General features: G+C 42.9%; 20 protein-coding genes. 6 read left to right on the top strand and 14 right to left on the bottom strand.

The window, feature by feature from the left end; genetic code table 11:
- Positions 1 to 303: 303 nt before the first annotated feature.
- Positions 304 to 945, bottom strand: a complete 642-nt coding sequence (gene pdxH / locus ACYVBM_RS02245) for a pyridoxamine 5'-phosphate oxidase (RefSeq protein WP_460683984.1) — start codon at positions 943 to 945, stop codon at positions 304 to 306.
- Between the two features lie 142 nt (positions 946 to 1,087).
- Entirely contained in the window at positions 1,088 to 1,798 is a 711-nt protein-coding gene (pyrH, locus tag ACYVBM_RS02250; protein ID WP_460683985.1) for a UMP kinase, read from the bottom strand.
- A gap of 188 nt (positions 1,799 to 1,986) precedes the next feature.
- Here pyrH and ACYVBM_RS02255 point away from each other — a divergent pair, with 188 nt between their 5' ends.
- The 3 genes from ACYVBM_RS02255 (at position 1,987) to ACYVBM_RS02265 (ending at position 4,340) form a co-directional block, all read left to right on the top strand.
- A complete protein-coding gene (locus tag ACYVBM_RS02255; RefSeq protein WP_460683986.1) occupies positions 1,987 to 2,970 on the top strand; it encodes an aldo/keto reductase in 984 nt (327 codons plus the stop codon).
- Positions 2,971 to 3,175: 205 nt separating this feature from the next.
- A complete protein-coding gene (locus ACYVBM_RS02260; protein WP_460683987.1) occupies positions 3,176 to 4,069 on the top strand; it encodes a carbohydrate kinase family protein in 894 nt (297 codons plus the stop codon).
- Positions 4,050 to 4,340 (top strand): hypothetical protein, encoded by a 291-nt coding sequence (locus ACYVBM_RS02265; RefSeq protein ID WP_460683988.1) that lies wholly within the window; start codon positions 4,050 to 4,052, stop codon positions 4,338 to 4,340. The genes ACYVBM_RS02260 and ACYVBM_RS02265 overlap by 20 nt, the downstream gene beginning before the upstream one ends.
- Positions 4,341 to 4,380: 40 nt before the next feature.
- Here ACYVBM_RS02265 and ACYVBM_RS02270 read toward each other — a convergent pair whose 3' ends face one another.
- From ACYVBM_RS02270 to ACYVBM_RS02320, 11 genes are all read right to left on the bottom strand, one after another.
- Positions 4,381 to 5,064 (bottom strand): anaerobic ribonucleoside-triphosphate reductase activating protein, encoded by a 684-nt coding sequence (locus ACYVBM_RS02270; protein WP_460683989.1) that lies wholly within the window; start codon positions 5,062 to 5,064, stop codon positions 4,381 to 4,383.
- Positions 5,045 to 5,227 carry an anaerobic ribonucleoside-triphosphate reductase gene (nrdD, locus tag ACYVBM_RS02275; protein WP_460683990.1) on the bottom strand — a complete coding sequence of 61 codons (183 nt, stop codon included), beginning with the start codon at positions 5,225 to 5,227 and terminating at the stop codon, positions 5,045 to 5,047. The genes ACYVBM_RS02270 and nrdD overlap by 20 nt, the downstream gene beginning before the upstream one ends.
- Positions 5,187 to 7,331 (bottom strand): ribonucleoside triphosphate reductase, encoded by a 2,145-nt coding sequence (locus ACYVBM_RS02280; RefSeq protein ID WP_460683991.1) that lies wholly within the window; start codon positions 7,329 to 7,331, stop codon positions 5,187 to 5,189. The genes nrdD and ACYVBM_RS02280 overlap by 41 nt, the downstream gene beginning before the upstream one ends.
- A 536-nt stretch (positions 7,332 to 7,867) precedes the next feature.
- Positions 7,868 to 8,701, bottom strand: coding sequence for a translation elongation factor Ts (gene tsf / locus ACYVBM_RS02285; RefSeq protein WP_460683992.1), 834 nt, complete (start codon positions 8,699 to 8,701; stop codon positions 7,868 to 7,870).
- Positions 8,702 to 8,916: 215 nt separating this feature from the next.
- On the bottom strand, positions 8,917 to 9,795 hold the full coding sequence (gene rpsB / locus ACYVBM_RS02290) for a 30S ribosomal protein S2 (RefSeq protein WP_460683993.1): 879 nt from the start codon (positions 9,793 to 9,795) through the stop codon (positions 8,917 to 8,919).
- Between the two features lie 102 nt (positions 9,796 to 9,897).
- Positions 9,898 to 10,287 (bottom strand): 30S ribosomal protein S9, encoded by a 390-nt coding sequence (gene rpsI, locus ACYVBM_RS02295; RefSeq protein ID WP_460683994.1) that lies wholly within the window; start codon positions 10,285 to 10,287, stop codon positions 9,898 to 9,900.
- A gap of 46 nt (positions 10,288 to 10,333) precedes the next feature.
- Positions 10,334 to 10,777 carry a 50S ribosomal protein L13 gene (gene rplM, locus ACYVBM_RS02300; protein ID WP_460683995.1) on the bottom strand — a complete coding sequence of 148 codons (444 nt, stop codon included), beginning with the start codon at positions 10,775 to 10,777 and terminating at the stop codon, positions 10,334 to 10,336.
- Positions 10,778 to 11,352: 575 nt separating this feature from the next.
- Complete coding sequence (locus tag ACYVBM_RS02305; RefSeq protein WP_460683996.1) at positions 11,353 to 12,327, bottom strand: SusE domain-containing protein; 975 nt, start codon at positions 12,325 to 12,327, stop codon at positions 11,353 to 11,355.
- 82 nt (positions 12,328 to 12,409) lie between these two features.
- Positions 12,410 to 14,014: a RagB/SusD family nutrient uptake outer membrane protein gene (locus ACYVBM_RS02310; RefSeq protein ID WP_460683997.1), complete on the bottom strand. Its 1,605-nt coding sequence runs from the start codon at positions 14,012 to 14,014 to the stop codon at positions 12,410 to 12,412.
- Between the two features lie 16 nt (positions 14,015 to 14,030).
- Positions 14,031 to 17,006 (bottom strand): SusC/RagA family TonB-linked outer membrane protein, encoded by a 2,976-nt coding sequence (locus ACYVBM_RS02315; RefSeq protein ID WP_460683998.1) that lies wholly within the window; start codon positions 17,004 to 17,006, stop codon positions 14,031 to 14,033.
- Positions 17,007 to 17,123: 117 nt separating this feature from the next.
- Positions 17,124 to 17,837, bottom strand: a complete 714-nt coding sequence (locus ACYVBM_RS02320; RefSeq protein ID WP_460683999.1) for an NUDIX hydrolase — start codon at positions 17,835 to 17,837, stop codon at positions 17,124 to 17,126.
- A gap of 228 nt (positions 17,838 to 18,065) precedes the next feature.
- Between ACYVBM_RS02320 and ACYVBM_RS02325 the strand changes: the two genes are divergently transcribed.
- Complete coding sequence (locus ACYVBM_RS02325; protein WP_460684000.1) at positions 18,066 to 20,636, top strand: DUF4961 domain-containing protein; 2,571 nt, start codon at positions 18,066 to 18,068, stop codon at positions 20,634 to 20,636.
- A gap of 95 nt (positions 20,637 to 20,731) precedes the next feature.
- Positions 20,732 to 22,831: an NAD-dependent DNA ligase LigA gene (ligA, locus tag ACYVBM_RS02330; RefSeq protein ID WP_460684001.1), complete on the top strand. Its 2,100-nt coding sequence runs from the start codon at positions 20,732 to 20,734 to the stop codon at positions 22,829 to 22,831.
- Between the two features lie 34 nt (positions 22,832 to 22,865).
- Here the strand turns inward: ligA and ACYVBM_RS02335 are convergent, their stop codons facing one another.
- Positions 22,866 to 23,333, bottom strand: a complete 468-nt coding sequence (locus ACYVBM_RS02335) for an Lrp/AsnC ligand binding domain-containing protein (protein ID WP_460684002.1) — start codon at positions 23,331 to 23,333, stop codon at positions 22,866 to 22,868.
- 690 nt (positions 23,334 to 24,023) lie between these two features.
- Between ACYVBM_RS02335 and ACYVBM_RS02340 the strand changes: the two genes are divergently transcribed.
- Positions 24,024 to 24,953 carry a DUF3078 domain-containing protein gene (locus ACYVBM_RS02340; RefSeq protein WP_460684003.1) on the top strand — a complete coding sequence of 310 codons (930 nt, stop codon included), beginning with the start codon at positions 24,024 to 24,026 and terminating at the stop codon, positions 24,951 to 24,953.
- The last annotated feature ends 5 nt before the right edge of the window (positions 24,954 to 24,958 follow it).

A 24,958-nucleotide genomic window follows, 5' to 3' on the forward strand; every position in this document is an offset into this window, starting at 1 on the left:
ATAATTCATTGAAAATAAACAATAGTTAACGGCAAGGAGGCTCTTACAAAAGCAGGGGAGTATAGCAGCAAGACAAGGCAGCCTTTCAACAGCCAACTAAATAGTAACGGTGGTTTTGTAAATAAGACAGCTCAATTATAATAAGATATAGAAGATATTACCTGTAACTCACAGCATCTATAACATACATAAGCCTATGGATTTAAACTTCCACCTCATGCCTATGCGATAACTACCGGTAAAAGAGAATAGTTAATTACCGCCGTCTCTTCTTTGATCCGACCAGGGCCTTCAACTTTTAACTTAAGGCGCCAGCCGCTCTATTTTCCAGCTATTATCACTTTGTAGCGTATATAATAACCTGTCGTGCAGCCGGTTAGGGCGGCCCTGCCAGAACTCTATTGCATGCGGCTGAAGAAGGTACCCTCCCCAATAATCAGGTTTTTCGATCTTCTTCCCCGCTTCCACCTCATCTAATAATTTTTCTAACTTTTCTTCCAGCTCTTCGCGGTTTTGCAGCACCATACTTTGCCTGGAAGCCCAGGCGCCGAGCTGGCTTCCTACAGGACGGGAAAAGAAATACTGCTCGCTTTCTTCCACCGGTATTTTCAGAACCGTACCACTAATGCGTACCTGTCTCTCCAGCTCTTTCCAGAAAAACAACAGGCAGGCCCGGGGGTTAGCTGCTAACTGCAGGCCTTTCGTACTTTCATAATTGGTAAAAAAAGTAAACCCATTGCCGGAGAAACCTTTTAGCAAAACGATCCGCGCATCGGGTGTGCCATCAGCAGAAGCTGTAGCCAGGGTCATAGCATTTACTTCTGTAAGCTCCGCAAGCAACGCTTCATTCCACCATTGCTGAAACTGGTCTATAGCATTTAATGAAGCTTCAGCTTCCAGTAAACTTTTCTGGCAGTACTGCGTACGTATATCGGCTATAGACATAAAAAATAATGCATTTTGAATGGTGGATTTTTATTCTTCTCAATGTAAAAATTATCCAAAATCCATACAATAAAGATGATTTATATCTCTGTAAGAAATGATAATTATCAGCAACAGTAATATAATAACCTTAACATACTAACTAACTGATCAGCGTACCTACATCTTCACCTGATACAACTTTGCCCAGGTTGCCCTCTTTGTTCATATCAAAAACAATAATAGGCAGCTTGTTCTCCATGCAAAGTGTAAAAGCTGTCATATCCATAATACGCAGGTTTTTGCTGATACACTCTTGGTAGCTTACCGTTTTATAGCGGGTTGCAGAAGGATCTTTTTCGGGATCAGCAGTATATACCCCGTCTACGCGTGTACCTTTCAAAATTACATCTGCTTTTATTTCTACAGCCCGCAATGAGCCTGCGGTATCTGTAGTAAAATAAGGGTTGCCCGTGCCGGCGCCAAAAATAACCACGCGATCTTTTTCCAGGTGCCGGATGGCACGGCGTCTTATATAAGGTTCTGCGATCTGCTCCATATTTATAGCACTCTGCAGGCGGGTAAACATACCGGCTTTTTCAAGGCCTGCCTGCAATGCCATACCATTGATGACGGTGGCCAGCATACCCATATAGTCTCCATGAGCGCGCTCAATACCGGTTTGCGCCTCGTTCATACCGCGATAGATATTACCACCTCCAATTACCAATGCTACCTGCACACCTAAATCTACAACAGCTTTTATTTCTTTGGCATACTGAGCGATTACGTCGGGATCCATACCAAAATTTTTATCCCCCATTAATGATTCTCCTGAAAGTTTTAACAAAATTCTTTTGTATTTGGGCTGCATTTCTACTTATTTTATGGTTAATGGATCAAAATTGCGTGGCGAAGATAGGGAACAGTTTAAAGGTTGAAAAGTTTAAGATCGAAAAAGTCGGAAAGTACGGAAGTTGGAGATTAGAAGACGGGAATTGATATCTGTGCCATTAGCTAATGAGCTTATTAGTATATTTAAAGTCTTAAATAGTTTTACATATGAAACGGAAATTAGGAACAACCGAAGTTGAAGTAACACCCATTACAATGGGCGCCTGGGCCATCGGCGGATTTATGTGGGGCGGCAATGATGAAAAAGATTCGATCGCTGCCATACAGGCTTATATTGATAACGGGGTAACCTCTATTGATACGGCGCCGATCTATGGCTTTGGTTACAGCGAAGAGCTGGTGGGGAAAGCCATTAAAAATTATGACCGCAGCAAAGTGCAGATACTGACCAAATTTGGAATGGTGTGGGACATGGAAAAAGGTGATTTTGCTTTTGAAGGAAAAGATAGCAAAGGCGATATTAAGAAAATATACCGGTATGGCGGCTATGAAACCGCACTGCGTGATGTAGAGGTAAGTCTTAAAAGATTACAGACCGATTATATCGACCTGATACAGTTACACTGGCCGGATACCACTACACCCATAGAGGAAACCATGCGTGCTATGGAGAAAATGTTACAGGACGGAAAGGTAAGAGCCGTGGGCGTTTGCAATTACAATGCTACCCAGCTCAAAGAGGCAGAGCAAACTATAAAGCTGGCCAGCAACCAGGTGCCGTACAGCATGTTAAAACGTGATATTGAAAAAGAAGTGGTTCCGTATGCGCTTGAAAACAACCTTTCCATTATTGCTTATAGCCCTATGGAAAGGGGTTTACTGACAGGCAAATACGAAAGTATGGATGCGCTGAATGCAGAAGATCATCGTAATAATTATTTTAAAAGATTTGATTTTACAGCGGTTAAAAAGCTTACGGATAACCTTGCTGATCTGGCAGCAAAATATAATGCCACCGCAGGACAGTTGGTGCTGGCCTGGACCTTTCATCAGCCTGCAGTTGCTGCTGCCCTGGCAGGTGCGCGTAATGCGCAGCAAGCCGAAGAAAATGCAAGGGCCATGGCTATTTCTATTAGTGAAGACGATCTGAAGCTGATTAACGGGTGGCTGAACGATAAATTTCTTTTGTAAAGAAAGTCCGGAAGATGATAGGAAAAGCATTACCTAAATGCCCGTGTTATATTAATGAAAAAATGTCGCATTTAAAGTGAATGGTCAGTAGTGAGTATATATCCGCAATACTCACTACTGACAACTCACACTTAGTTTAGCATTAGCAACAATAACTTTAAATTTTGCACGTTTCTTTCCGACTTTCAAATTAAAAATAACCCGCATGAACACGATTTGCTTTGGTGAAATTTTATGGGACATTCTCCCTCATGAAAAAGTTCCCGGCGGCGCGCCCATGAACGTTTGCTATCATTTAAACCGGCTGGGCCGAAAGGCAGCCATCATTTCTAAAACGGGGAACGATGAAAACGGGAAGGCCTTGATCGATTTCTTACAACAAAACAATATCAATACATCGCTGGTGCAGGTAGATCATGAACAGCCAACCGGTACCGTTATGGCCACGCAAAAAGGCAATGAAATGGAATACGATATTGTACAGCCGGTAGCATGGGACTTTATAGATTATGATGAGGCGCTATTACAAAAAGTAAAAGAAGCTCACTACTTTATTTGCGGCAGCCTTGTGGCAAGAAGCAGGCACTCCAGAAACACGTTATTTCAATTGCTGAACGTTGCCCGTACTAAAATTGTTGATATCAATCTGCGGCCGCCCCATTACGAGCCATCTACGTTAGAAATCCTGTTGAATAAAGCCGATATTTCAAAATTGAATAATCACGAGCTGGCTTTAATTGCCGGCTGGTATACCAATGAAGCTGATTTTGAAAAACAGGTGCTGCTGGTGAGCGAAAAGTTTTCCATACCAACCATCATTATTACAAAAGGCGAAGATGGTGCAGTATTGTTTTTTGAAAAACGATTCTATTACCATGCAGGGTATAAGATAAAAGTAGCCGATACTATTGGCAGCGGAGATGCTTTCCTGGCCGGCTTTTTATCAAAGTACATGGCAGGCCGGTCTCCTGAAACAGCCCTGGCATTCGCCTGCAGGATAGGCGCTTTTGTAGCCTCTCAAAAAGGTGCATGCCCGCAATATGATGTGGATCGTATTGAAAATATCTTTTTAAAACCTGATGGACCTGATACAATTTAATAATTCATTAACCGATGCAGCTCCGCCGCCTGCCTTAACAGCACTTCAAACAGCGCTCTGGCATGCAGCTAAAGGCGAATGGGATGCTGCGCATGATATTGCCCAGCAATATGAGGGGCAAAAAGAATTCGACCGCCTTCATGCTTACCTGCACAGGGTTGAAGGAGACAACTGGAACGCCGCTTACTGGTATAAAAGAGCCGGCGCGACCATGCCTGGTAAAAGCATCGAAGAAGAGCTGAAGGACCTTATTAAAGAATGGCTGGGATAAAGCAGGTTGCTGCACAACACTTGCAAAAGACCAATAGCTATTAAAGAGATCTTTCCACGATCGGCACTCCGCTAATGGACCGGCTGGCATCCATCTGCACCCGGCCCACCGAATCCGGCAATTCTTCTAACATGGCAACATTATTTAAAGCATACTGCAAATAGTAATTGCCGGTATAGTTCTGTTCTTTCAGCACCTGGCACATCTGCTCTATATCACCCTGCTGTAACAGGGAAGAGTGAACAGTGGTGCGTACTTCAAAAGGCAGGGACGAGTTCACCAACACCTGCAGCGTTCTTATAAAGCTGTCATAATAAGGAGTACCGGTTACAATGCCATACTTGTTGGCAGGTGCTTTAAAATCAACCGCCACATAATCTGCCAGGCCCCGGCCAATCAATAGCTCCAGCAATTCGGGGTGCGTTCCATTGGTATCTATTTTTACCAGGAACCCTTTTTGTTTAACAGCTGTTACAAAAACCGGCAGGTCTTTATGGAGCGTGCATTCTCCGCCACTCAAAACTACTGCATCCAGCAGGGCTTTCCTGGTTTCCAGAAAATCAAGCGCTTCCTCAAAGGTATGCCTGCCTTTTCCTAAAACGATTTCGGGATTATAGCAATAGGCACACCGCATATTACAACCCGCAAACCAAAGAATGGCTGCTACTTTACCGGGATAATCGAGCAACGAAAAAGGAGTGATATCATAAATGGTCTTTATCACTGCTCACTTTTGAAAAAAACACCCTTTGTTTGTGTTCTCCTTTTTTACCAATGTTAAAACTCTCCACAGGGCGATGATATCCCATTACCCTGGTGTACACCATACATTTCGTACGCAGGTCTTCATTTTGAAGCAACAGTGCATGAGCAGGTTTCGTATTCATGTTCATTTTTATTCGATAATTTTTCTAATAATTGTTCATCACATTTGGGACAATATTTATGCTCTCCGTTCAGGTAACCATGTACAGGGCAGATGCTGAATACCGGTGTAACAGTAACGTATGGCAGCCGGAAATTGGAGATAACTTTCCTGAGAAAGCTGCGGCAGGCATCGGCATTGCTTATCCGCTCTCTCATATATAAATGCAGCACAGTGCCGCCGGTGTACTTACATTGCAGCTCATCCTGCAGCATTAATGCCTCATACGGGTCTTCCGTAAATTGTGCCGGCAGTTGCGAGCTGTTGGTATAGTAAATATTTTTATCAAACCCGGCCTGTATAATATCTTCAAATCTCTTTTTATCTTCTTTGGCAAAACGATAGGTCGTGCCTTCGGCAGGAGTGGCTTCCAGATTATAAAGATTACCGGTTTCTTCCTGGAATCGCTTCATGCGGTCGCGGATGTGGTCCAGTATTTCCAGCGCAAACTCTTTGCCCTCAGCATCTGCAATATCCAAACGGTCATTTGAAAAGTTACGGATCATTTCATTCAGCCCATTTACACCAATCGTAGAGAAATGGTTGCGGAAATGAGGCAGATACCGTTTGGTATAAGGGTACAGCCCTCTCTCGTACATGTCCTGTATAAAAATCCTTTTCTTTTCAAGCGTGCTCTTTCCTATGTCCAGTAAATAATCCAGGCGTTGGTACAGGCCCGCTTTATTACCTTTAAAAACATATCCCAGCCGCGCCATATTAATGGTAACAACACCTATGCTGCCTGTCATTTCTGCGCTGCCAAACAAACCGTTTCCCCTTTTCAGAAGCTCCCGTAAGTCCAGCTGAAGGCGGCAGCACATGCTACGAACAGCATTAGGTTTATAGGCATCAGGATTCTCCATTCTCTTCCCACTCTCATCGTACATATACTGGCTGCCGATAAAATTCTGAAAATAGGAAGAGCCTATTTTTGCCGTGTTCTCAAACAACAGGTCGGTATTAGGCCCGTACCAGTCAAAGTCTTCTGTAATATTTACAGTAGGTATGGGGAATGTAAAGGGCTGGCCATTGGCATCGCCTTCGGTCATTACCGTATAATACGCCTTATTAATCAGGTCCATTTCCGGTTGAAAATGGCTGTAGCACAGCTCTTCCAGGGTATCCGCGCCGCGTTCCTTCGCTTTTAGCGCCAGGCCGGCATCACCAATACCGGAAAACAGGTGGTGATTGCTACGCGTGGGCATTTGGTTTTTAAGGTCCTCCGGTACGGTCCAGTCAATGGTAATATTGGTAAACGGCGATTGTCCCCAGCGTGCCGGCACGTTCAGGTTATATACAAAACTTCTTACAGCCTTTTTAACCTCCTCGTAGTTCAGCTTATCCTTGAACACATACGGCGCCAGGTAGGTATCAAAAGAGCTGAAAGCCTGCGCCCCGGCCCATTCGCTTTGCAGTATGCCCAGGAAATTGGCCATTTGCCCCAAGGCTTCCCTGAAGTGGTTGGGAGGACGGCTCTCCACGCGGCTTCTTACGCCGTTAAAGCCATCGTTGAGTAATACCCTCAGGCTCCATCCCGCACAATAGCCGGTAAGGCAGTCCAGGTCATGAATATGAATATCGCCATTACGGTGCGCGTGCCCCTCCTCCTTGGTGTACACTTTATCCAGCCAGTAATTGGCAATGACTTTGCCCGCCACGTTATTAACCAGCCCCGCATTGGAGTAACCAGCATTGGCATTCGCGTTTACCCTCCAATCCTGCTGATGGATATATTCCGTTATAGTCTGCGTACAGTCAATATACGTAGTATCATCATTAATACCGGCTATATGCTCTCTCTGCATCTTTCGGGTATGCCGGTACAGCATAAAGGATCGCATTACCCCGAAATACCCGGCATCGAATAATTCTTTCTCTATCAGGTTTTGAATGTCTTCCACTTCCCATACCGTTTTCCGGCTTATACCTTCCATTACCCGCTCAAAAATGCTGTTATCGGGTGGCAGGGATACACTTTCAAAACCCTTTTCAATAGCATCCTTTATTTTATAAGATTGGAACGCTTTAAAATTACCGTTACGTTTAATTACATACACTTCCATCATTTACGAGTTTATATATAATAAGGTTTTATGTTATGATCAGGGCATTCATTGTCAGGCAACAAAGAACACAGCTACCACGGGCCACGGGCTGCATATCAAAAGCAGGTCATAAAATAACGTCATAAATACGGTTAGCAATTATCATAGTTATGCACCGATTGTTGAAAAAATTTATAAACCCAATAGCCGTAAGGCTTCGGGGCTTTGATCCCACTTGATCAGTCAAAAATTTCTTATTTCAGATCAACATTTTGGAAATGAACTCACAGGAAATTTATCCTCACGGGATATAGTTTTTCTATACTATATATCAACCTCGGTTTTAAAGCCGGCAGCATTGATGGCAGCAAGGCTATAAACACTGTAAATATTTGGAACGGGGCCGGTTGTTCATTGGGTTGCACCCTTGCCACCAGCCTGTACAATGCTGTTAAACGGAAACCGGTTCTGAATAATGACTTTGTTCGTATTTACTTATAAACACAAAAAAGCGCCTCATTCCTGAAGCGCTTTTTAAATCTTTTTTTAAAGGCTGATTACCCCAATGCCACTCTTTTAAACTCTAATACATTCACACCGTTTTCTTTCAGGTAATCCCCTACAGATTTGCCGCCATCCTTCACAAAAGCCTGGGCAGTCAAAGTCTGTTCTTTAAAGAAAGCCCCTAATTTACCCTCAGCAATTTTAGCCAGCATTTCTTCGGGCTTACCGGCCATTTTAGGATCTTCTTTCATAATATCTATAATAACCGCTTTTTCGCGGGCTACAACATCAGCCGGTACGCTTGCGGCATCTACTGCTACAGGGCTTAAAGCAGCTACCTGCATCGCTACATCTTTACCCGCTTCAGGAGCTTCCTGATCTAAAGCCACCAGTACACCAATACGGTAAGCACCGTGAATGTAAGAAGCTACATAAGGAGCAGTTACTTTTTCAAACTTAGTGATACCGATCTTTTCTCCGATAGCAGCCAGCTTATCATTTACCAGTTCAGAAACCTTGGTGCCGTTTACAGCAGCCTCGTTCAATTCTTCAACAGAGCTTACATTACTGGCAATAGCCGCATCTGCAATACTTTTTACAAACGCAACGAAATCGTCGTTTTTAGATACGAAATCTGTTTCACAGCTTACACATACAATGATACCTGTTTTATGATCTGCTGTAGTTTGAGCTACAACCACACCTTCTTTTGCTTCCCGGTCGCTGCGCTTGGCAGCTACTTTCTGGCCCTGTTTACGCAGCCAGTCAATTGCTGCTTCAAAATCGCCGTTGGTTTCTGTAAGTGCTTTACGGCAATCCATCATACCTGCGCCGGTAGCCTGGCGCAATTTATTAATATCCTGTGCTGTAATTGTTACTGTACTCATGCTTTTTCAGATTTTAAGTTTCGGGTAACAGGTTGTATACTTTAACCAGCAACAAACATAACCCGAACTTATTTTTTAGATCTTAAATTATTATTAACCCGGCAATGAGAAGAATGCATCTTTCTGCCAGACATAAACCTTATCCAGGCTTAAAGCTTGATATTCAGTTATGGAACATAACATAGATCATTAAAGCTCAAACCTGAAACCCGGAATTACTTCCTCGGAGCCCCGCTTCTTGCACCGCCGCCAGTAGTTCTTCTGCGCTGGCCACCTTGCCCGGCACCACGTCCACGGCCACCACGACCAGCTTCTGCTTCTGCTTCTGCCTGTATTTTAGCCGCCTGTTTTTCGTTCTCATCTGCAAAATTGTCTTCTACCTCTTCATCTTTAGCGGCCTGCCTTTCCGCAAGCCCCTCTTCAATGGCAGCGGTAATGTAGTTTACAACAATCGCGATCGATTTGGTAGCGTCATCATTTGCAGGGATGGCAAAATCCACTTTATTAGGATCGCAGTTAGTATCTACCACACCAAAAGTACTGATGCCAAGACGTTTTGACTCTGCCAGGGCAATATGCTCATGCCCGATATCCACTATGAATAAAGCAGCCGGTACACGGCCCAGCTGAGCAATACCGCCTAATACTTTTTCCATTTTATCTTTATCGCGCGATAAAGTAAGACGTTCTTTTTTGGTAATGCTATCAAAAGAACCATCGCTCAGCATCTTTTCAATGCTCTGCATTTTCTTAACACTTTTACGTACCGTATTAAAGTTGGTAAGCATACCTCCCAACCAACGCTCGGTAACATAAGGCATTCCCACTTTTTGAGCGCACTCGGTTACAATATCTTTTGCCTGCTTTTTTGTACCAACAAACAATATTTTTTTACCGCTGCGGGCGATTTGTTTCATCGCCGCTGCAGTTTCCTGCAGGCATTCAACGGTTTTGTTAAGATCAATAATATGGATCCCTTTTTTCTCAGCAAAAATGTAAGGTAACATTTTAGGGTTCCATTTCTTTTTTAAGTGACCGAAATGTACCCCTGCCTCCAGAAGCTGCTGCTGTAATGATGTATTGTTATTTTCCATCGTATAAATTTGAAAAGTATTTTTAAACGTTCATAGTTCATGGTTAATAATTCATGGCTGCGAACCATGAACCCTGCCTGTCGAACAGGCAGGCATAAGCCATTATCTTTTAGAGAACTGGTAGCTTTTCCTCGCTTTTTTGTGACCGAATTTCTTACGTTCAACAGAACGGGGATCGCGTTTCAGCAATCCTGCAGCTTTTAAAGCAGGACGGTACTCAGCATTTACATCTACCAATGCACGCGCAATACCCAGCATGGCCGCTTCAGCCTGGCCTTTTGCGCCGCCACCAGACGCATTGATCTTAATATCAAACTTATCAGCAGCTTCAACCGCATTTAAAGGGCGCGCTACCTGGTTTTGTAAATACACCAGGGAAAAATAAGTTTTATAATCTTTATCGTTTACAGTAATGGCGCCACTACCCCTGCTAATGAAAACACGGGCAACTGCTTCTTTACGACGACCTACTGCATTTTTTTGTTTTTCCATTTATTTTTATACTTAATGCTCAAAGCCTAACGCTTAAAGCAGGTTATTAGAATTTAAGTTCTTTGGGTTGTTGTGCAAAGTGAGGGTGATTAGGTCCGCTATATACAAATAATTTTTTGTACATCTTACGGCCCAGGCGATTTTTAGGTAACATCCCTTTTACCGCTCTTTCAATAATCACCTCCGGGCGGCGCTTTTGCAGATCGCTGGCAACCTCTTCCTTACGTCCTCCGGGATATCCGCTGAAAGTATCATACACTTTCTGATCTATTTTATTACCGCTCAGCTTTACCTTTTCGCAGTTAATAACGATGATATAATCGCCTGTATCAACGTGTGGCGTATAATACGCTTTGTTTTTACCGCGCAGAATAGCGGCAATACGGGAACACATACGACCTACGGTTTGATTAGTACCATCCACAACGTACCAATTACGCTGCACGGTAGCCTCGTTCGCATGTTTGGTGGTGAAATGTTGTTTGCTCATTTTTTATAAATTCAATTTGTTATTAAAAACCGGGCTATCCCCCGGCCCTTTTTCCATTTTGGATTTGGGAGTGCAAAAGTAGCGGTGTTATAGATAAAAACAATCAAAAATAGCAGATTTTTTTAAAGACACTTTCATAAAGAATTGATTTACAGTAAAATTTTTGACTAAAAAAATTATTGACGGTTTTTCTGAAGATTTTAAAGGCGTTTTTGTAGCAGCTATTGGTTATTACAAATGGGGGGTTGCACAAAATAAAATCTGCAGAGATTGCTTTTTTTCGTAGTGGAAATTTAGGTAATTGGGGATTCCCGTTCTCAGTATATCAAACGGTATATTAAGATATAGCGGTAACGCAATGAGTGATTACCCAACAATCATTAACTTACTCCGCTTGACTAATTCTACAATTCTTGTAGTTATTAATAGTAACTACTGGAGCCAAATTAGAGGTACCGTTTGGGCTACAGGAGCGCCAGTCAATAGCGCTAATTTTACATCAGGATCAATTACTTTGAATAGAACAAAGGCTGTCATACTTTTGACAGCCTTTGTTCTACGTATTCCCTACTATTTTACTCTATTGTATAACTATATTTCAATGGCTCTCTTAAATCCAAGTAAATAGTTTTAGTACCACCTGTAATAGATAAATTTCCTCCATTGTCACTTGTTAAATATCCACTAGGCCCAGATCCCAAGCTTAAATCCCAATTATTATTAGCACGAAACTTAAACTCTCCCGCAGTAAAGGTTACAGTTGCCTTCCATTTACCTGTTGCAGGATCGTAGGTCATTGGGGTTGAGTTATCCCAGCCACCGGGTGTGGCATTTCCGATTACTCCCCAGGTGTTAATAGTTGTGGCAGACCAGGTAAGTTTACTGAGAGATGCTGTTACTAAATAATGTTTGCCCACTGCCGGCCATACCAAATTGGGACCAGATGGATCTAATTTAGTACTCGTGCCCCCGTAGTTGGTATGATCCCAGTTAGGATGGGATGTTATTTTAAATTCGCCGCTATTGCCGGATGGCACCCATATATAGCCTTGATAATTGTCCAGGTCTGATGAGCCTAACCGGGGCGCTGCAGAGGGGTTCCAGCCCTGGTAATCGCCCGGTACATACCAGTACGCTATTGATCCATACGTGTTAAACAAAAGCTTAATTACATTAGAATAAGAAGGTAAAACTCCTTTCAATCCAATGGCCGATTTTATCCTGAACTCTAACCCGCCCGAAGCATCTGCCGCAATTCCGGATTTGATACCATACCCGTTCAGCATAGACTGTGTAATGCCCACCGAGGTGGAAGCACCTAAAACCACATCAACAGGACTGGAAAAATTTTTACCAACAGAATCATATTGCAACGTGTAGGTTACAGGAACATCGGTTTCATAAGAAACTTTATTCCAATTAAACACGGTAGCTGTATCATCCTGGGTTTCTAATGCAAGTGCTAACGGACCTGCTTTGGAAGAAGACAGGGTCGCGCCAGTCTCCGGTGTAGCTGCATAGTTCAAAGATCCTTCTTTTTTACAAGACATGACCAAAAGAAGTAAAAGGCCGGCCCATAATATGTTTATCTGCGATAATTTCATAATTTTAACATTAACAGGTTTCTAAAAATTAATATCCCAGGTTTTGCTTCATGTTCGGGTTAGAAACGATTTCACTGCTCGGTATCGGGTACAGGTTGTATTTATCTGCTACGCCTTTACCATCTTTTACGCCTCCCTTCCAGGGCCATAGATAAGAGCCGCTGGTCAACAACCCGTAGCGAATCAGGTCGGTGCGCCTGAAACCTTCCCAATACAACTCACGACCTCTCTCGTCCAATATAAAATTAGTTGTAAGCTGCGCCGCTGTTATGTTACCGGATGCATTTCCATATGCTCTTGTACGTAAAGCATTAACATAGCTTAATGCCGTAGCCTCGCTGCCTCCCTGTCCGCCGCGTTTTACCGCCTCTGCGTATATCAGGTACTGCTCCGCCAGGCGGAAAAGCGGGAAATCGGTAGAGCAATAAGCTCCATCCCCGGTAAATGCAGGTATTGTACCATCAGATTTTTTATTTGTGAACTTCTTTACGGAAAGCCCGTCCGTAAAGGTACTTACGTTATCAATTTCAATTTTGGGACCTGCGAACTGGGCTCTTTTATCCATATTTCCTGAATAATCTCCAAATAATAATGGTAGTGATTTGGTAGTGCGGTTCCCGGCCCAACCGGCATTGCCCGAAACACCCTGTTCTTCAACAGATACGATACCGCCCCCGCATGAAGAGTTGATAATAAAAGTTGTGCCGCCCCAGGAATGAGAATGAACACCATCGTAACCGATAGCTAAAATGATCTCGGGATTATTCAGGTTGTTATCCGCCATGAACAAGCGCTTGTACTCTGTGTTAAGAGAAAATCCTGCATTTATCACCTTAGATGAATAAGTGATCGCGTCTGTATAACGCTCTGTACCCGTGTAAGTTTTTGCATTTAAATAGATACGCGCCAAAAGTGCCCATACTGCTGCCTGGTCGGCACGCCCGTAATCATTGCTTTTAGGCGCCAGCATCAATGGTTCAATAGCCTTCAGCTCAGACTCCACATATTCAAATATTTCTGCCGAAGTTTTCTGCGGTGGTAAAAAAGTACCGATCGGGTCATGCTCCGTTACAAAGGGAGGATTTCCATACAGGTCCATCAATACCCAATACTGGAAGGCCCGTAAAAATCTGGCTTCGGCCCGGTAATATTTTATTGTTTCTATATCAGATGCGGAAAATCCTCTCGCATTAAGCGCTTCGTCTGATGTGTTGCGGATAAACTCGTTAGCCATAGTGATCTGGAATAAAGAACGGCTGTACATGCCCTTAATATAAGGATTGCTGGCAGACCAGTTCATCCCGTGAAAGTCCTGTATCCCATTATCGCCCCATGAGCAAACAACTTCTTCTGTAGGAAGCTCCTGCAGGTTAAAATATACCCTTATAAAATCAGAAAAGTCGGCTTTTATACCCGGGATGTCGGGCGTAGCATCGCCATCCTGGCCAGGTAATGAATAAGCCCCATATACTTTTGCTATAACGCCCCGCGTACCTTCGAGTGTCGAATACACTTTTGAGGAAGTTTCACCGTTTTCAGGATACAGGTCGAGCTGCTTATTGCAGGAAAAAAGACCTATAAGCGCCAGTCCTGCTATTGCAATAAATATTCTTTTATTTACAAATATCTTCATGATAACAATTTTTGAATTAAAAATCGAGGTTAATGCCCAGTGAGGCCATAAATGGTCTTGGATAAATCGCATTGTCAATACCATTAAACTGCTCGGGATCGATACCTGTATATTTTGTGATCGTAAATACATTTTGCGCGTTCAGGTTCGTGCGCAGATTGGCTTTTTTATTAAATACCTTCCCTACATTATACCCGATATTGAAAAAGTCCATTTTCAGGAAAGATGCATTCTGTACAAAATAATCAGACTGGCTCTGGTTTAATGACAAACCGGAAAATCCCGACAGATAGATTTCGGTAGAAGCATTCATGATATACATTGTAGGATCCATAATATGGTTCACACGGCCCCTGTTATATGCAACATTGTTAAAAAGATAATTACCTAAATTAGCTCTCAGCACTGTACTAAAACTCCATTTTTTATAAGATAAGGAAGTGGAGAATCCAAAAATATCTTTCGGATTACGGGATTTATAGTGGTACAAATCATTTTCATTTATTTGTCCGTCCTCATTTAAATCCACAAACGCACCATCGATGGGTTTGCCCGTTACCTTATCATAAACCTGTTTATATGTGTAAAAGGTAAATGGTTCATATCCGATAGAATGGATCATTATTTTGTTCCCTGTACCTCCATCAATATCATCTCCGGCCACAGTACCTGCATAATCCGGATCATACGCGGCCGTCAGCTTCGTTACTTTAGAATTATTGCGGGTATAATTGAATCCTATATCCCAGGTAAGGTTGCTTGTACGCACAGGGGTAGCATTTATCACAAACTCAATGCCCTTGTTTTCAATATTGCCTACATTGCCTTTTACAATAGGGCTGAAGTTGGTTCCAAGCGGTATGGGTGTATCGTTCAGCAAATCTTTTGTTCTCTTAAAATAATAATCAATGCTACCGGTAATTCGGTTTTGCAGGAAACCATAATCGATACCAATATTATAAGAAGCGGTTTGTTCCCATTTTAATGCGCTGTTATAAGCAACTGCAGTAATCATGTTATAATAATTATTGCCAAACTGCACTTTCGAATAATCAGGACCTGTAGAATAAAACGAGGCAAAAGAATAATTGTCTATCCCGTCCTGCTGGCCCGTAACACCATAGCTGGCGCGAAGCTTCAGGTCCGAAACAGTACCAAGGCTGTTTCTGATAAAATCTTCATCCCCGAGTTTCCAGGCTATAGAAGCCCCGGGGAATATCCCCACCCTGTTGTCCTTGGAGAACCGTGAAGAAGCGTCCCGGCGCAACGATCCCTGTACAATATATTTGTCGGCCAAAGTATATATTAAACGACCATAAAAAGAAAGCATATTATGTTCCTGAGGATTTGTAGGATAAGTAGGACTTGACAAGATCTTTCCATCATCATCAAACCTGTCATAATTATGATCTGTAGTTCTGAAGCCGTAATATCCATAACCGGCAACAGCGTTGATGTTGCTTCTTATGGCTGCTATATCTTTTACGTAATTCAGGTAAAACTCTGATACCATATTATTGGCAACCTGCTTATATTTTGAATGAGATCCTCCGCTGGCCCATGCGTCACGTGAACTCTTATACTGATCTGTTGTCCCTCGGCCGTTAGAGTAATCATATCCGAAATTATAGTTGGCATGCAGCTCCGGTAAAAAATGGAATTTATAATCCAGTTGCACATTACCCCAAAGCCTGTCTGCCTGTCCCAGGTCCTTTTTCTGCATCAGCAGCGCAACGGGATTCCTGGTAGCTAAAGGCATTGGCGTTGTGGCATCTTTCATCCATTCATAATAACCTTCAAACAGGGTATTCGATTCATCGTAAACAGGCTTGGTAGGATCCATATTCAACGCGGACCCGATAGCGCCCTGGTTACCGAAACGCGATTTGGTATGTGCGGCATTAATATTGAGGTCGATCTTCAGGTGGTTATCCAGCAATACAGGATTTAAGCGAACAGCCCCTGTCACTCTCTGGAACTTGTCAGTCTTTAAAACACCTTTCTGGTCGTTAAAACCAACAGATACCCGGTAGGGGAGCCATTTATGCGCACCGGAAATACTCAGGTTATTATTTGTTCCGATGCCGGTTTGGTAAATCTCCTTTTGCCAGTCTGTGCTTGCAGTACCTAACAATTTAATAAATTCACCAGACTGATCATTGGCATTTACATAATCCCGCACCTGGTCAGCCGTTAACAGATCAACAAATTTCCTGATAGTAGATACAGTAAACTGTGTATTGAAATTAACCACAGGAACACCTTTCTTGCCCTTTTTCGTAGTAATTAATATCACACCATTCGAGGCCCTGGAGCCATAGATTGCCGTAGAGGCGGCATCTTTTAAGATACTGAACGACTCAATGTCATCTGCATTAATCAATGCTAACTGATTACTCGCACCGCTTATTTTGTCCCCACTGAGCGGAACACCATCCACTACTATCAGCGGGTCGTTACTGGCATTCAGAGAAGCACCTCCCCTGATGCGGATAACACTGCCCTGGCCGGGCTGTCCGCCGTTCGATGTAATCGAAACCCCGGCTACTTTTCCGGCAATAAGCTGCTCGGGTGTGGCTATATTCCCTTTTTGAAAATCTTTAGCCGTCACCGTTCCTACAGAACCGGTCACATCTTTTTTTACCCGGGTACCATAGCCGATAACCACCACATTCTCCAGTGAACTTGCAATAGCGGTAAGTTGTACGTCAATGAGGTTACCGGTAACAGGCACTTCTTTAGCAGCATACCCGATAGAAGAAACCTCCAGTAGCCGGGCACTTTCGGGCACCGTAAGGCGATACCTGCCGGCACTGTCTGTTACCGTAGCATAGTTCGTACCCTTGATCTGCACTGTAGCTCCGGGAAGTGGGAGAATGGTTTTTTCGTCAGTAACAGTTCCTGTTACTTCTTTTGTTTGCGCAAAAGCTGTAAACGCGCAAACCAGCATGAGCAGCGTAATGAACGCCGGCAATAGTCTTTTTCTTTGCATAGACAAACAATGTTTATTTCACAAGTGATATGTGTACTATGTACACAATAAAATCGGAATACAAAAACAAAGATAAGAATACAATGTGTATTTAGTACACATAGGGAGGAAAAAATTTTAATTTTTTTTCGGGGCGGAAATCTTTAATGCTTTTGTTTTAAATTTATGCAGCTTCCCCGGACGGTGCGTGACGTCTTCCTCCAGTTCTTCCAGCTCTGATAACCAGTTCTTTAACGCAATTTTCTTCCTGAAATTCCTTCGGTCCAGCGATGTGCCTAAAATAGCTTCATACAGTTCCTGCAAGGCCCTCAATGAAAATTTTTCCGGCAGCAGATTATGCACTACGGGGTATTCCATAATCTGCTCGCGGAGCATCTGAAGACAGGTATCTACAATTTGCTTATGATCAAAGGCCAGCTTTTTAATGGCTTTAACCGGATGCCAGTGTATATCATGACTGTCTATATTAAGCTTATGGCTGTTGATATTTACCAGCGAATAATAGGCAGTGCTTACCACCCGCCCCGAAGGGTGGCGGTTTACAGCACCAAACGTATGCACCTGCTGAAGAAAAACATCGTCCAGTCCTGTACGGTCCCTGAGCACACGGTAAGATGCTGCATCAAGATCTTCATCGGGCTTTACCAGGTCTCCTAATAAAGAAAACAATCCTGAAAACTCTTCAAGATCAGACTTTATAAGCAATACCTTCAGCTCCTTATCTTCATATCCGTATCCGAAAATCACGCAGTCTACCGAGACGGCAATATTAAAATATTCAAGGTGGCTGATCTTTTCTACAGCCGCAGTTTTTAAATTAGGATGATTCATCCGCATATTTTTACTTTTTTAATCCAGCCGCATAATACCGATATATCGGCCGCCCTGCATACCAGGCCCTCTTTTGCCCGGCAGCTCAGCCCGGGGTAATCTGTACGTTTCCGCGGACATTTCATGATGGCTTTACAATGTGTTCTTTATACACAAACCTATGCAATTTTTAAATAAATTGTCTTTTTTAAATGAAAACTTATTACATTTGTGTACTAAGTACACATTATGAAACGATTGTTGTTGCCCCTATTGCTTTTATTATTATGGAGTTGTAAAAAAAATGACCCCACATCTAATCCTCCCCCGGTAGTAACACCGGTGTCGCAACTGGGCTTAATTACTACAGATAAAAACTTTCCCTTAGCCGGGGAGCCTCTTACCCTTACGTACAACCCTTCAAAAGGGAACGGAGCGCTGAGTGGTTTTTCGGGCGATATATATATACACTGGGGTATTATTACTAATATGAGTACAGGCGCTGCTGACTGGAAATATGTGAAAAGCAGCTCTTTTAATACGCCGGACGCCTCCTCGAAAATGACAAGACAAACCAATGGCAGTTATACTATAACTATTACTCCCCAAACCTTTTTTAGTGTACCGGCAGGAGAGCAGATCAAAAAGATAGCCATGGTTTTTAGAAATGGCGACGGGTCCGTTGTAGGGCGAAATACCGATGGCAGCGATATATATTTACCTGTTTATTCTCCGGGGCTTAACGCCCGGTTTTTACGACCCGAACTAAACCCGACCTATGAGCCGTCTCCGGCATTTGCCACACCCGCGGCAGGGCAGGAAGTTGAAGTAACGGGAGCTGCCTCCCAGGCGGCAAGCCTGAAGCTGACCATTGATGATGTAGAATTTGCTACAGCTAACAACGCAACACAAATTACAGGAAAAGCAACAGTGACAGGTGTTGGTGAACATACGATAAAGATTATTGCCAATGGAACGCTGCAGGAGTTATTTAAATTTACATCCAGCGGTACAGTAGTAACAGCCGATCTGCCTGCCGGTGCTAAATCTAATGGCGTAACATTTTTGAACAACGGAAGTTCTGCTATTCTGGCTTTGTATGCCCCTCTAAAAAATCACGTATATGCTATTGGCGATTTTAATAACTGGACAGCTAATGCAGCAGGTTTTATGAAGCGTACACCAGACGGCAATACATGGTGGGTACAGATAGACGGATTAAATCCCAATACAGAATATACTTATCAGTACTGGGTTGATGGCTCTCTGAAAATTGCAGATCCCTATACAGAAAAAGTTTTAGATCCTGATAACGATAAATATATACCTGCCGCCAACTATCCCAATCCAGGAACTTATCCGAACGGCAAAACCACCGGTATTGTAAGTACCTTTAAGGCCGGCCAGGCAACTTATAACTGGAGCCACCCTGTTATAACAAAGCCAGCAAAAAACAACCTGGTGATCTATGAATTATTGCTAAGAGATTTCCTGGCAGCCAATAATTACCAGACCCTAAAAGACACTATTAACTATTTAAGCAACCTGGGCATTAATGCCATTGAGCTATTGCCGGTGAACGAATTTGAAGGTAACAGCAGCTGGGGCTACAATCCTTCTTTTTATTTTGCACCGGATAAATATTATGGCAGCAAACCCATGCTTCAGGCATTTATAGATGCCTGTCATGCCAAAGGGATCGCAGTTATACTAGATGTGGTGTTTAACCACGCAGAAGGCAAATCGCCTATGGTACAATTGTATTGGGACCAGGCCAATAACCAACCGGCTGCTAATAGTCCATGGTTCAATGCAAAAACGCCTCACACTGCATTATCATGGGGTAACGATTTTAACCACGAAAGCGCTGCAACCAAAACCTTTGTAAAAAATGTGCTGAAACACTGGCTGCAGGAGTATAAGATAGACGGGTTCCGGTTCGACTTTACCAAAGGCTTTACCCAAAAAGCTACCACTACTATGGATGCACTAACCGCCTATGATGCCACAAGGGTAACCATCCTGAAAGACTATAACAGCTTTATTAAATCCGTAGATCCTGATGCTTATGTTATACTGGAGCATCTTTGTACCGATACGGAAGAAAAAGAACTGGCAGAAGCAGGTATGATGTTATGGAATAATCTTAACTATAACTTTAATGAAGCCAGCATGGGCTGGATCAATAACTCAAACTTTTTCAGGGCTGATTATAAAACCCACGGATTTTCGCAACCGGAAGGCCTGATTACGTATATGGAAAGCCACGATGAAGAACGAATGATGTATAAAAACCTCCAGTATGGCAATGCGTCCGGAGCGTATAGCATCAAAAACCTGGCTACAGCATTAAAGCGCCAAGAAATGTGCGCAGCCTTCCTGTTTGCTATTCCCGGACCTAAAATGATCTGGCAGTTTGGCGAACTGGGTTACGATATATCTATCGATCAAAACGGCAGAACAGGCGATAAACCCGTACTATGGCAGTATAACACACAACCGGCAAGGGTTACATTAAAAAATGCCTTTGCAAAGTTTATACAACTGAAAAAAAGTAATACCATATTTAATACTACCAGCTATACTTACGATTTTTCGGGAGCGGTAAAATATATCAAATTACAGGAAGGAACTAATACCGTAGTAGTAGCAGGAAATTTTGACGTAACCAGCCAGGCTGCGAATATTACCCTTGGCAGCCCGGGTACATGGTACGACGCGGCCAATAATAACCAGGCTATCAGTATTTCCGGCAATACTTATACCACAACAATGGCTCCCGGCGAATACCATATTTTCTCTACCAGCATATTGCAATAATCTCCCGCCAGGCAATAAACTTAGGAGGCCGTCTTAATGACGGCTTTTTTCTATGCATCAAAAACTTTACTTTTAGTTCGATTTTATCCATTACTATGTATAGCAAAGAAAGCACAAAAGCGTTGCAGGAAAACACACAGGCGCTTTTAAAAGAAAGTCCTGAAATACTTGGTTCAAAAGAAAGCACGGAAGCGTTAAGACAATCTTTACGCTTTCATGAATACAGGTATTATGTTCTTAATGATCCGTTGATTGCCGATGGCGAATACGATCAGCTGTTTAAGGTATTGGAAAGAACCGAAAACCAGCATCCTGACTGGATTACAAAAGACTCCCCCACACAGCGTGTTGCAAAAGAGCTTACCGGGAACTTCACAACAGTGCAGCACCTGGTCCCCATGCTGTCTTTAGATAATTCTTATAACGAAGCCGACCTTAAGGATTTTGACAGAAAAGCCCGGCAGCTGTCAGGCCTGGGAAATATTACCTATTGCGTAGAACCCAAGTTTGACGGCGGAAGCATTTCCCTCATATATGAAAACGACTTTTTAGTAAGAGGGGCCACAAGAGGTAATGGTGTAGCCGGTGATGATGTAACGACCAATATAAGGCAAATCCGCTCTTTGCCTCTGTCTGCAGGGTTTAGCCGTTATGGGATGCAGCAGGTAGAAATACGCGGTGAAGTTTTAATGAATAAAAACAGCTTTAAAAAATACAATGATGCGCTCGTCGAAAAAGGATTCCCTCCGCTGGCCAATCCGCGCAATGCAGCTGCCGGTACCCTCAGAATAAAAGATCCGGGTGAAGTAAGAAAAAGGAATCTCGAAGCATTTGTTTATCATATCAGCGATTATACCTTGATACCCGGTAAAGAACTGCCCGCGGCGCTTACCACACATGCCGGTTCGCTGCAGCTACTGTGGGAGCTGGGGTTCAGGAGCCCTGTAAAAGAAATGCGTGTATTTGAGGGAATTGACGATGTGATACAATACTGCCTCGAATTTGAAGCGCAAAGAGATCATCTTCCTTACGAGATTGATGGCATGGTGATCAAGGTGAATGATTTTGATTTACAGGATCAGTTAGGCATGACCTCTCACCATCCACGCTGGGCAATGGCCTTCAAGTTTAAGGCAAGGCAGGGAACCAGCCAGTTGATGCATGTAGATTTCCAGGTAGGTCGTACCGGCTCCATAACACCGGTTGCTAAAATAGAACCAGTATATATTGGCGGTGTTACCGTAAGCTCTATTTCTCTTTTCAATGAAGATGTGATCAGAGAAAAAGATCTGATGATCGGAGACACCGTACTGGTTGAACGTGCCGGTGATGTAATACCTTATATTGTAAAACCCTTATCTGAGCTGCGCTCTGGTAATGAAAAAAAAATTGAGTTTCCCCACAGCTGCCCTGTATGCAGCAGCCGGCTTTTTAAGGAAGAAGGGGAAGCTGCCTGGCGCTGTATTAACATAGAGTGTCCGGCACAGGTAGTAGAACGCATGATACATTATGTAAGTAAGGATGCGCTGGATATAAGGGGTTTGGGAGAGGCAAATATTAAAAAATTCTATGAACTGGGATTATTAAAAGATATACCCGGTATTTATAAGCTGAACTTTGAAGCCATTGGAAAAATGGAAGGCTTTGGAACAAAATCTGTCGAAAAGCTAAAAGAGGCTATAGAAAAAAGCAAAGAGCAACCGCTGCACCGCTTATTATTTGCGCTCGGTATCCGCTTTGTCGGCGAAACAACCGCCAAGGTACTTGCTCATAAAGTCAATCACCTACTCGACCTGAAGCGTATTTCGCTGGAAGAACTGCAAACACTCGAAGACATTGGCCCAAAAGTAGCCGGCAGCATTGTTCATTTTTTCAGCAACGACGATAATATCTGTATGCTTAAAGAGCTGGAAGCTCTTGGTATAGAAATGAATAACAGCAAAAATCAGATGCACGATGGCGGAGCGCTTGAAGGGGTAACTTTTCTGTTTACCGGAACCCTGCCTACCTTGAAAAGAAGCGAAGCGGAAGCCCTTGCTGAAGCCAAAGGCGGGAAGATACTCAACGGCGTAAGCGCCAGGTTAAATTATCTGGTAGTTGGAGAAGATGCAGGGAGCAAGCTCGACAAAGCCAGGAAGCTCAACACTGTAAAAATCATCAGCGAAGCAGACTTTTTAAAAATGATCGGGCAATAAATGTTCTGCAGGCTTTTACGTTTTCCGGGAACTGTTAATCCAGCACTTTAACATTCCTGGAAAAACTTTCTTCCAGTGAAATAAAGGTTTCTGTACGTTCTATACCCTTTATTTTTTGCAATTTTTCGTGCAAAACATCCCGCAGTTCAGAAATATCCTTGCATATAATTTCGGCAAACATGCTATAGTTTCCTGTGGTGTAATTGAGCCGGACAATTTCTTTTATTTTGTGCAGCTCTTTTGCTACGGAATCATAGAGAGAGCTTTCTTTCAAATAAATACCTATAAAGGCAATGACATCGTAACCCAGCAGCTTCAGATCAGGATTGAGCTTTGTACCTTTTACCACGCCATCCTTCTGAAGCTTCTTAATGCGAACATGAATAGTACCACCCGACACAAATAGTTTCTTACCCAGATCGGCATAAGATATTTCGGCGTCGCCCATCATGTGCTCAATGATCTGTAAATCCAGCTTGTCAAGATTTAATTTAGAATTCATAATCTATCATCTTAAATTTGATATAATCTAACAAATAGTGCAATTTATTGAAATAATACTATATTTTAAAAAAATACTTAAAATATTTGGAACGGATATACATTTATCTTTATTTTTGTTCTAACAAAGCCTGATCATTCAGGTAAAGTTCTTAAAAATTGTGGGGTGATGAAATTTTTGGCAGACATGCCCTCTTGTCTCGGGGGTGAGGATCACGGAATAAACACAGCATAGAGCCGACCGTCAGGCCGACCAGGATTGACCACTGAACTTTGTGTTGCGGCTAACCGCCTCGTGGAGGTTCGACCCCTCCCCCTACAGCATTTAAAACCTTCGCTTCAGCGGAGGTTTTTTAGTTTACACATCGGAGTTGCAGCGAACCGGCCCCTTCTTCCCTTACAGCTTTTCAAACATCCCGCTTCATGTCATCGCAGAGCGCTCACTTTAGCTTATTCATTGCGACGCAGATATCCTTGCTGCGATAAAGTAAATGGGGATCTGCTCCCTTGTCATTTAGTCTTTACCTCAAAAAAGCTTCCCTTTCTGATATCAGTATTGTTTAAGCAGTTTACGCCAATCTTGTAACACCCAGCAAGCTAATATTTTAAACCCACGGTCTCAAATATAAATCTTATTTTCTATAATCTATTCATGATTAGATACCTATTTTTGCAACCAACAATAACACATATGAGAAAAATATTATTCACCATTAGCTTTCTGAGCAGCATTGCTGCATTCTCCCAGGACGAAACCGTAAAGAATCTTAAAAAAGAAGCGGAGCGTCAAATAAAAAAAGATCCTGCCGACACAACCTCCAGTACCTGGAAAACAGGAGGTTTTATTGGCTTAAATGCCGCCCAGGGATCATTGAGCAACTGGGCAGCGGGCGGTGATAAATTCTCCCTGGCGATAAATGGGAATCTCAGCACTTATGCTTTTTATAAAAAAGGGAAACATAGCTGGGACAATACGCTTGACATGAACCTGGGGTATATGAATACCACTTCACTGGGAGGCAGGAAAAACGACGATCGCATAGACCTGGTTTCCAAATATGGATATGCTATTTCAGAGAAATGGAACGCCGGCGCCTTATTTAACTTCCGTTCACAAATGTTCAGGGGCTATACTTACGATGATGACGGCAACCGAACCCTTAGCTCTAATTTCCTTTCGCCTGCCTATGTTTTACTTAGCCCGGGCTTTGAATGGAAGCCAGATAAGGCGTTCTCTGCTTTTATTTCTCCGGCTACAGTAAGATGGACCATTGTAATGAATGATTCACTGTCTGATGCGGGCGCTTACGGGGTAGATCCCGGGAAACGTGTAAAAACCGAATTCGGCGCTTTTGCCACCCTAAATTATATGAAAGAGATCAATAAAATGTTTTCTTACAAAAGCCGCCTGGATCTTTATTCCAACTACCTGGAAAAACCGAAAAATGTTGACCTCTACTGGACCAACATGATAAATATGCAGCTTACCAAATATTTTACGCTTACATATAGCCTTGATATGATTTATGATGATGATGCCAAGCTGTTTGGCCCTGAGAATGATTCTCCTGCCACACAGATAAAATCGATGCTGGGTGTGGGCTTTTTAGTGAAATTTTAACCGGC

The organism is Niabella aquatica (assembly GCF_054779315.1).

Coding starts and splice junctions, on each gene's coding strand:
- ACYVBM_RS02305 (WP_460683996.1), bottom strand. CDS start 12,327: ATGTCTTGTAAAAAAGAAGGATCTTTGAACTATGCAGCTACACCGGAG.
- ligA (WP_460684001.1), top strand. CDS start 20,732: ATGTATAGCAAAGAAAGCACAAAAGCGTTGCAGGAAAACACACAGGCG.
- ACYVBM_RS02320 (WP_460683999.1), bottom strand. CDS start 17,837: ATGAATCATCCTAATTTAAAAACTGCGGCTGTAGAAAAGATCAGCCAC.
- ACYVBM_RS02265 (WP_460683988.1), top strand. CDS start 4,050: ATGGACCTGATACAATTTAATAATTCATTAACCGATGCAGCTCCGCCG.
- ACYVBM_RS02255 (WP_460683986.1), top strand. CDS start 1,987: ATGAAACGGAAATTAGGAACAACCGAAGTTGAAGTAACACCCATTACA.
- pyrH (WP_460683985.1), bottom strand. CDS start 1,798: ATGCAGCCCAAATACAAAAGAATTTTGTTAAAACTTTCAGGAGAATCA.
- ACYVBM_RS02340 (WP_460684003.1), top strand. CDS start 24,024: ATGAGAAAAATATTATTCACCATTAGCTTTCTGAGCAGCATTGCTGCA.
- ACYVBM_RS02325 (WP_460684000.1), top strand. CDS start 18,066: ATGAAACGATTGTTGTTGCCCCTATTGCTTTTATTATTATGGAGTTGT.
- tsf (WP_460683992.1), bottom strand. CDS start 8,701: ATGAGTACAGTAACAATTACAGCACAGGATATTAATAAATTGCGCCAG.
- ACYVBM_RS02260 (WP_460683987.1), top strand. CDS start 3,176: ATGAACACGATTTGCTTTGGTGAAATTTTATGGGACATTCTCCCTCAT.
- rpsB (WP_460683993.1), bottom strand. CDS start 9,795: ATGGAAAATAACAATACATCATTACAGCAGCAGCTTCTGGAGGCAGGG.
- ACYVBM_RS02310 (WP_460683997.1), bottom strand. CDS start 14,014: ATGAAGATATTTGTAAATAAAAGAATATTTATTGCAATAGCAGGACTG.
- pdxH (WP_460683984.1), bottom strand. CDS start 945: ATGTCTATAGCCGATATACGTACGCAGTACTGCCAGAAAAGTTTACTG.
- ACYVBM_RS02335 (WP_460684002.1), bottom strand. CDS start 23,333: ATGAATTCTAAATTAAATCTTGACAAGCTGGATTTACAGATCATTGAG.
- nrdD (WP_460683990.1), bottom strand. CDS start 5,227: ATGAATACGAAACCTGCTCATGCACTGTTGCTTCAAAATGAAGACCTG.
- rplM (WP_460683995.1), bottom strand. CDS start 10,777: ATGAGCAAACAACATTTCACCACCAAACATGCGAACGAGGCTACCGTG.
- ACYVBM_RS02280 (WP_460683991.1), bottom strand. CDS start 7,331: ATGATGGAAGTGTATGTAATTAAACGTAACGGTAATTTTAAAGCGTTC.
- rpsI (WP_460683994.1), bottom strand. CDS start 10,287: ATGGAAAAACAAAAAAATGCAGTAGGTCGTCGTAAAGAAGCAGTTGCC.
- ACYVBM_RS02315 (WP_460683998.1), bottom strand. CDS start 17,006: ATGCAAAGAAAAAGACTATTGCCGGCGTTCATTACGCTGCTCATGCTG.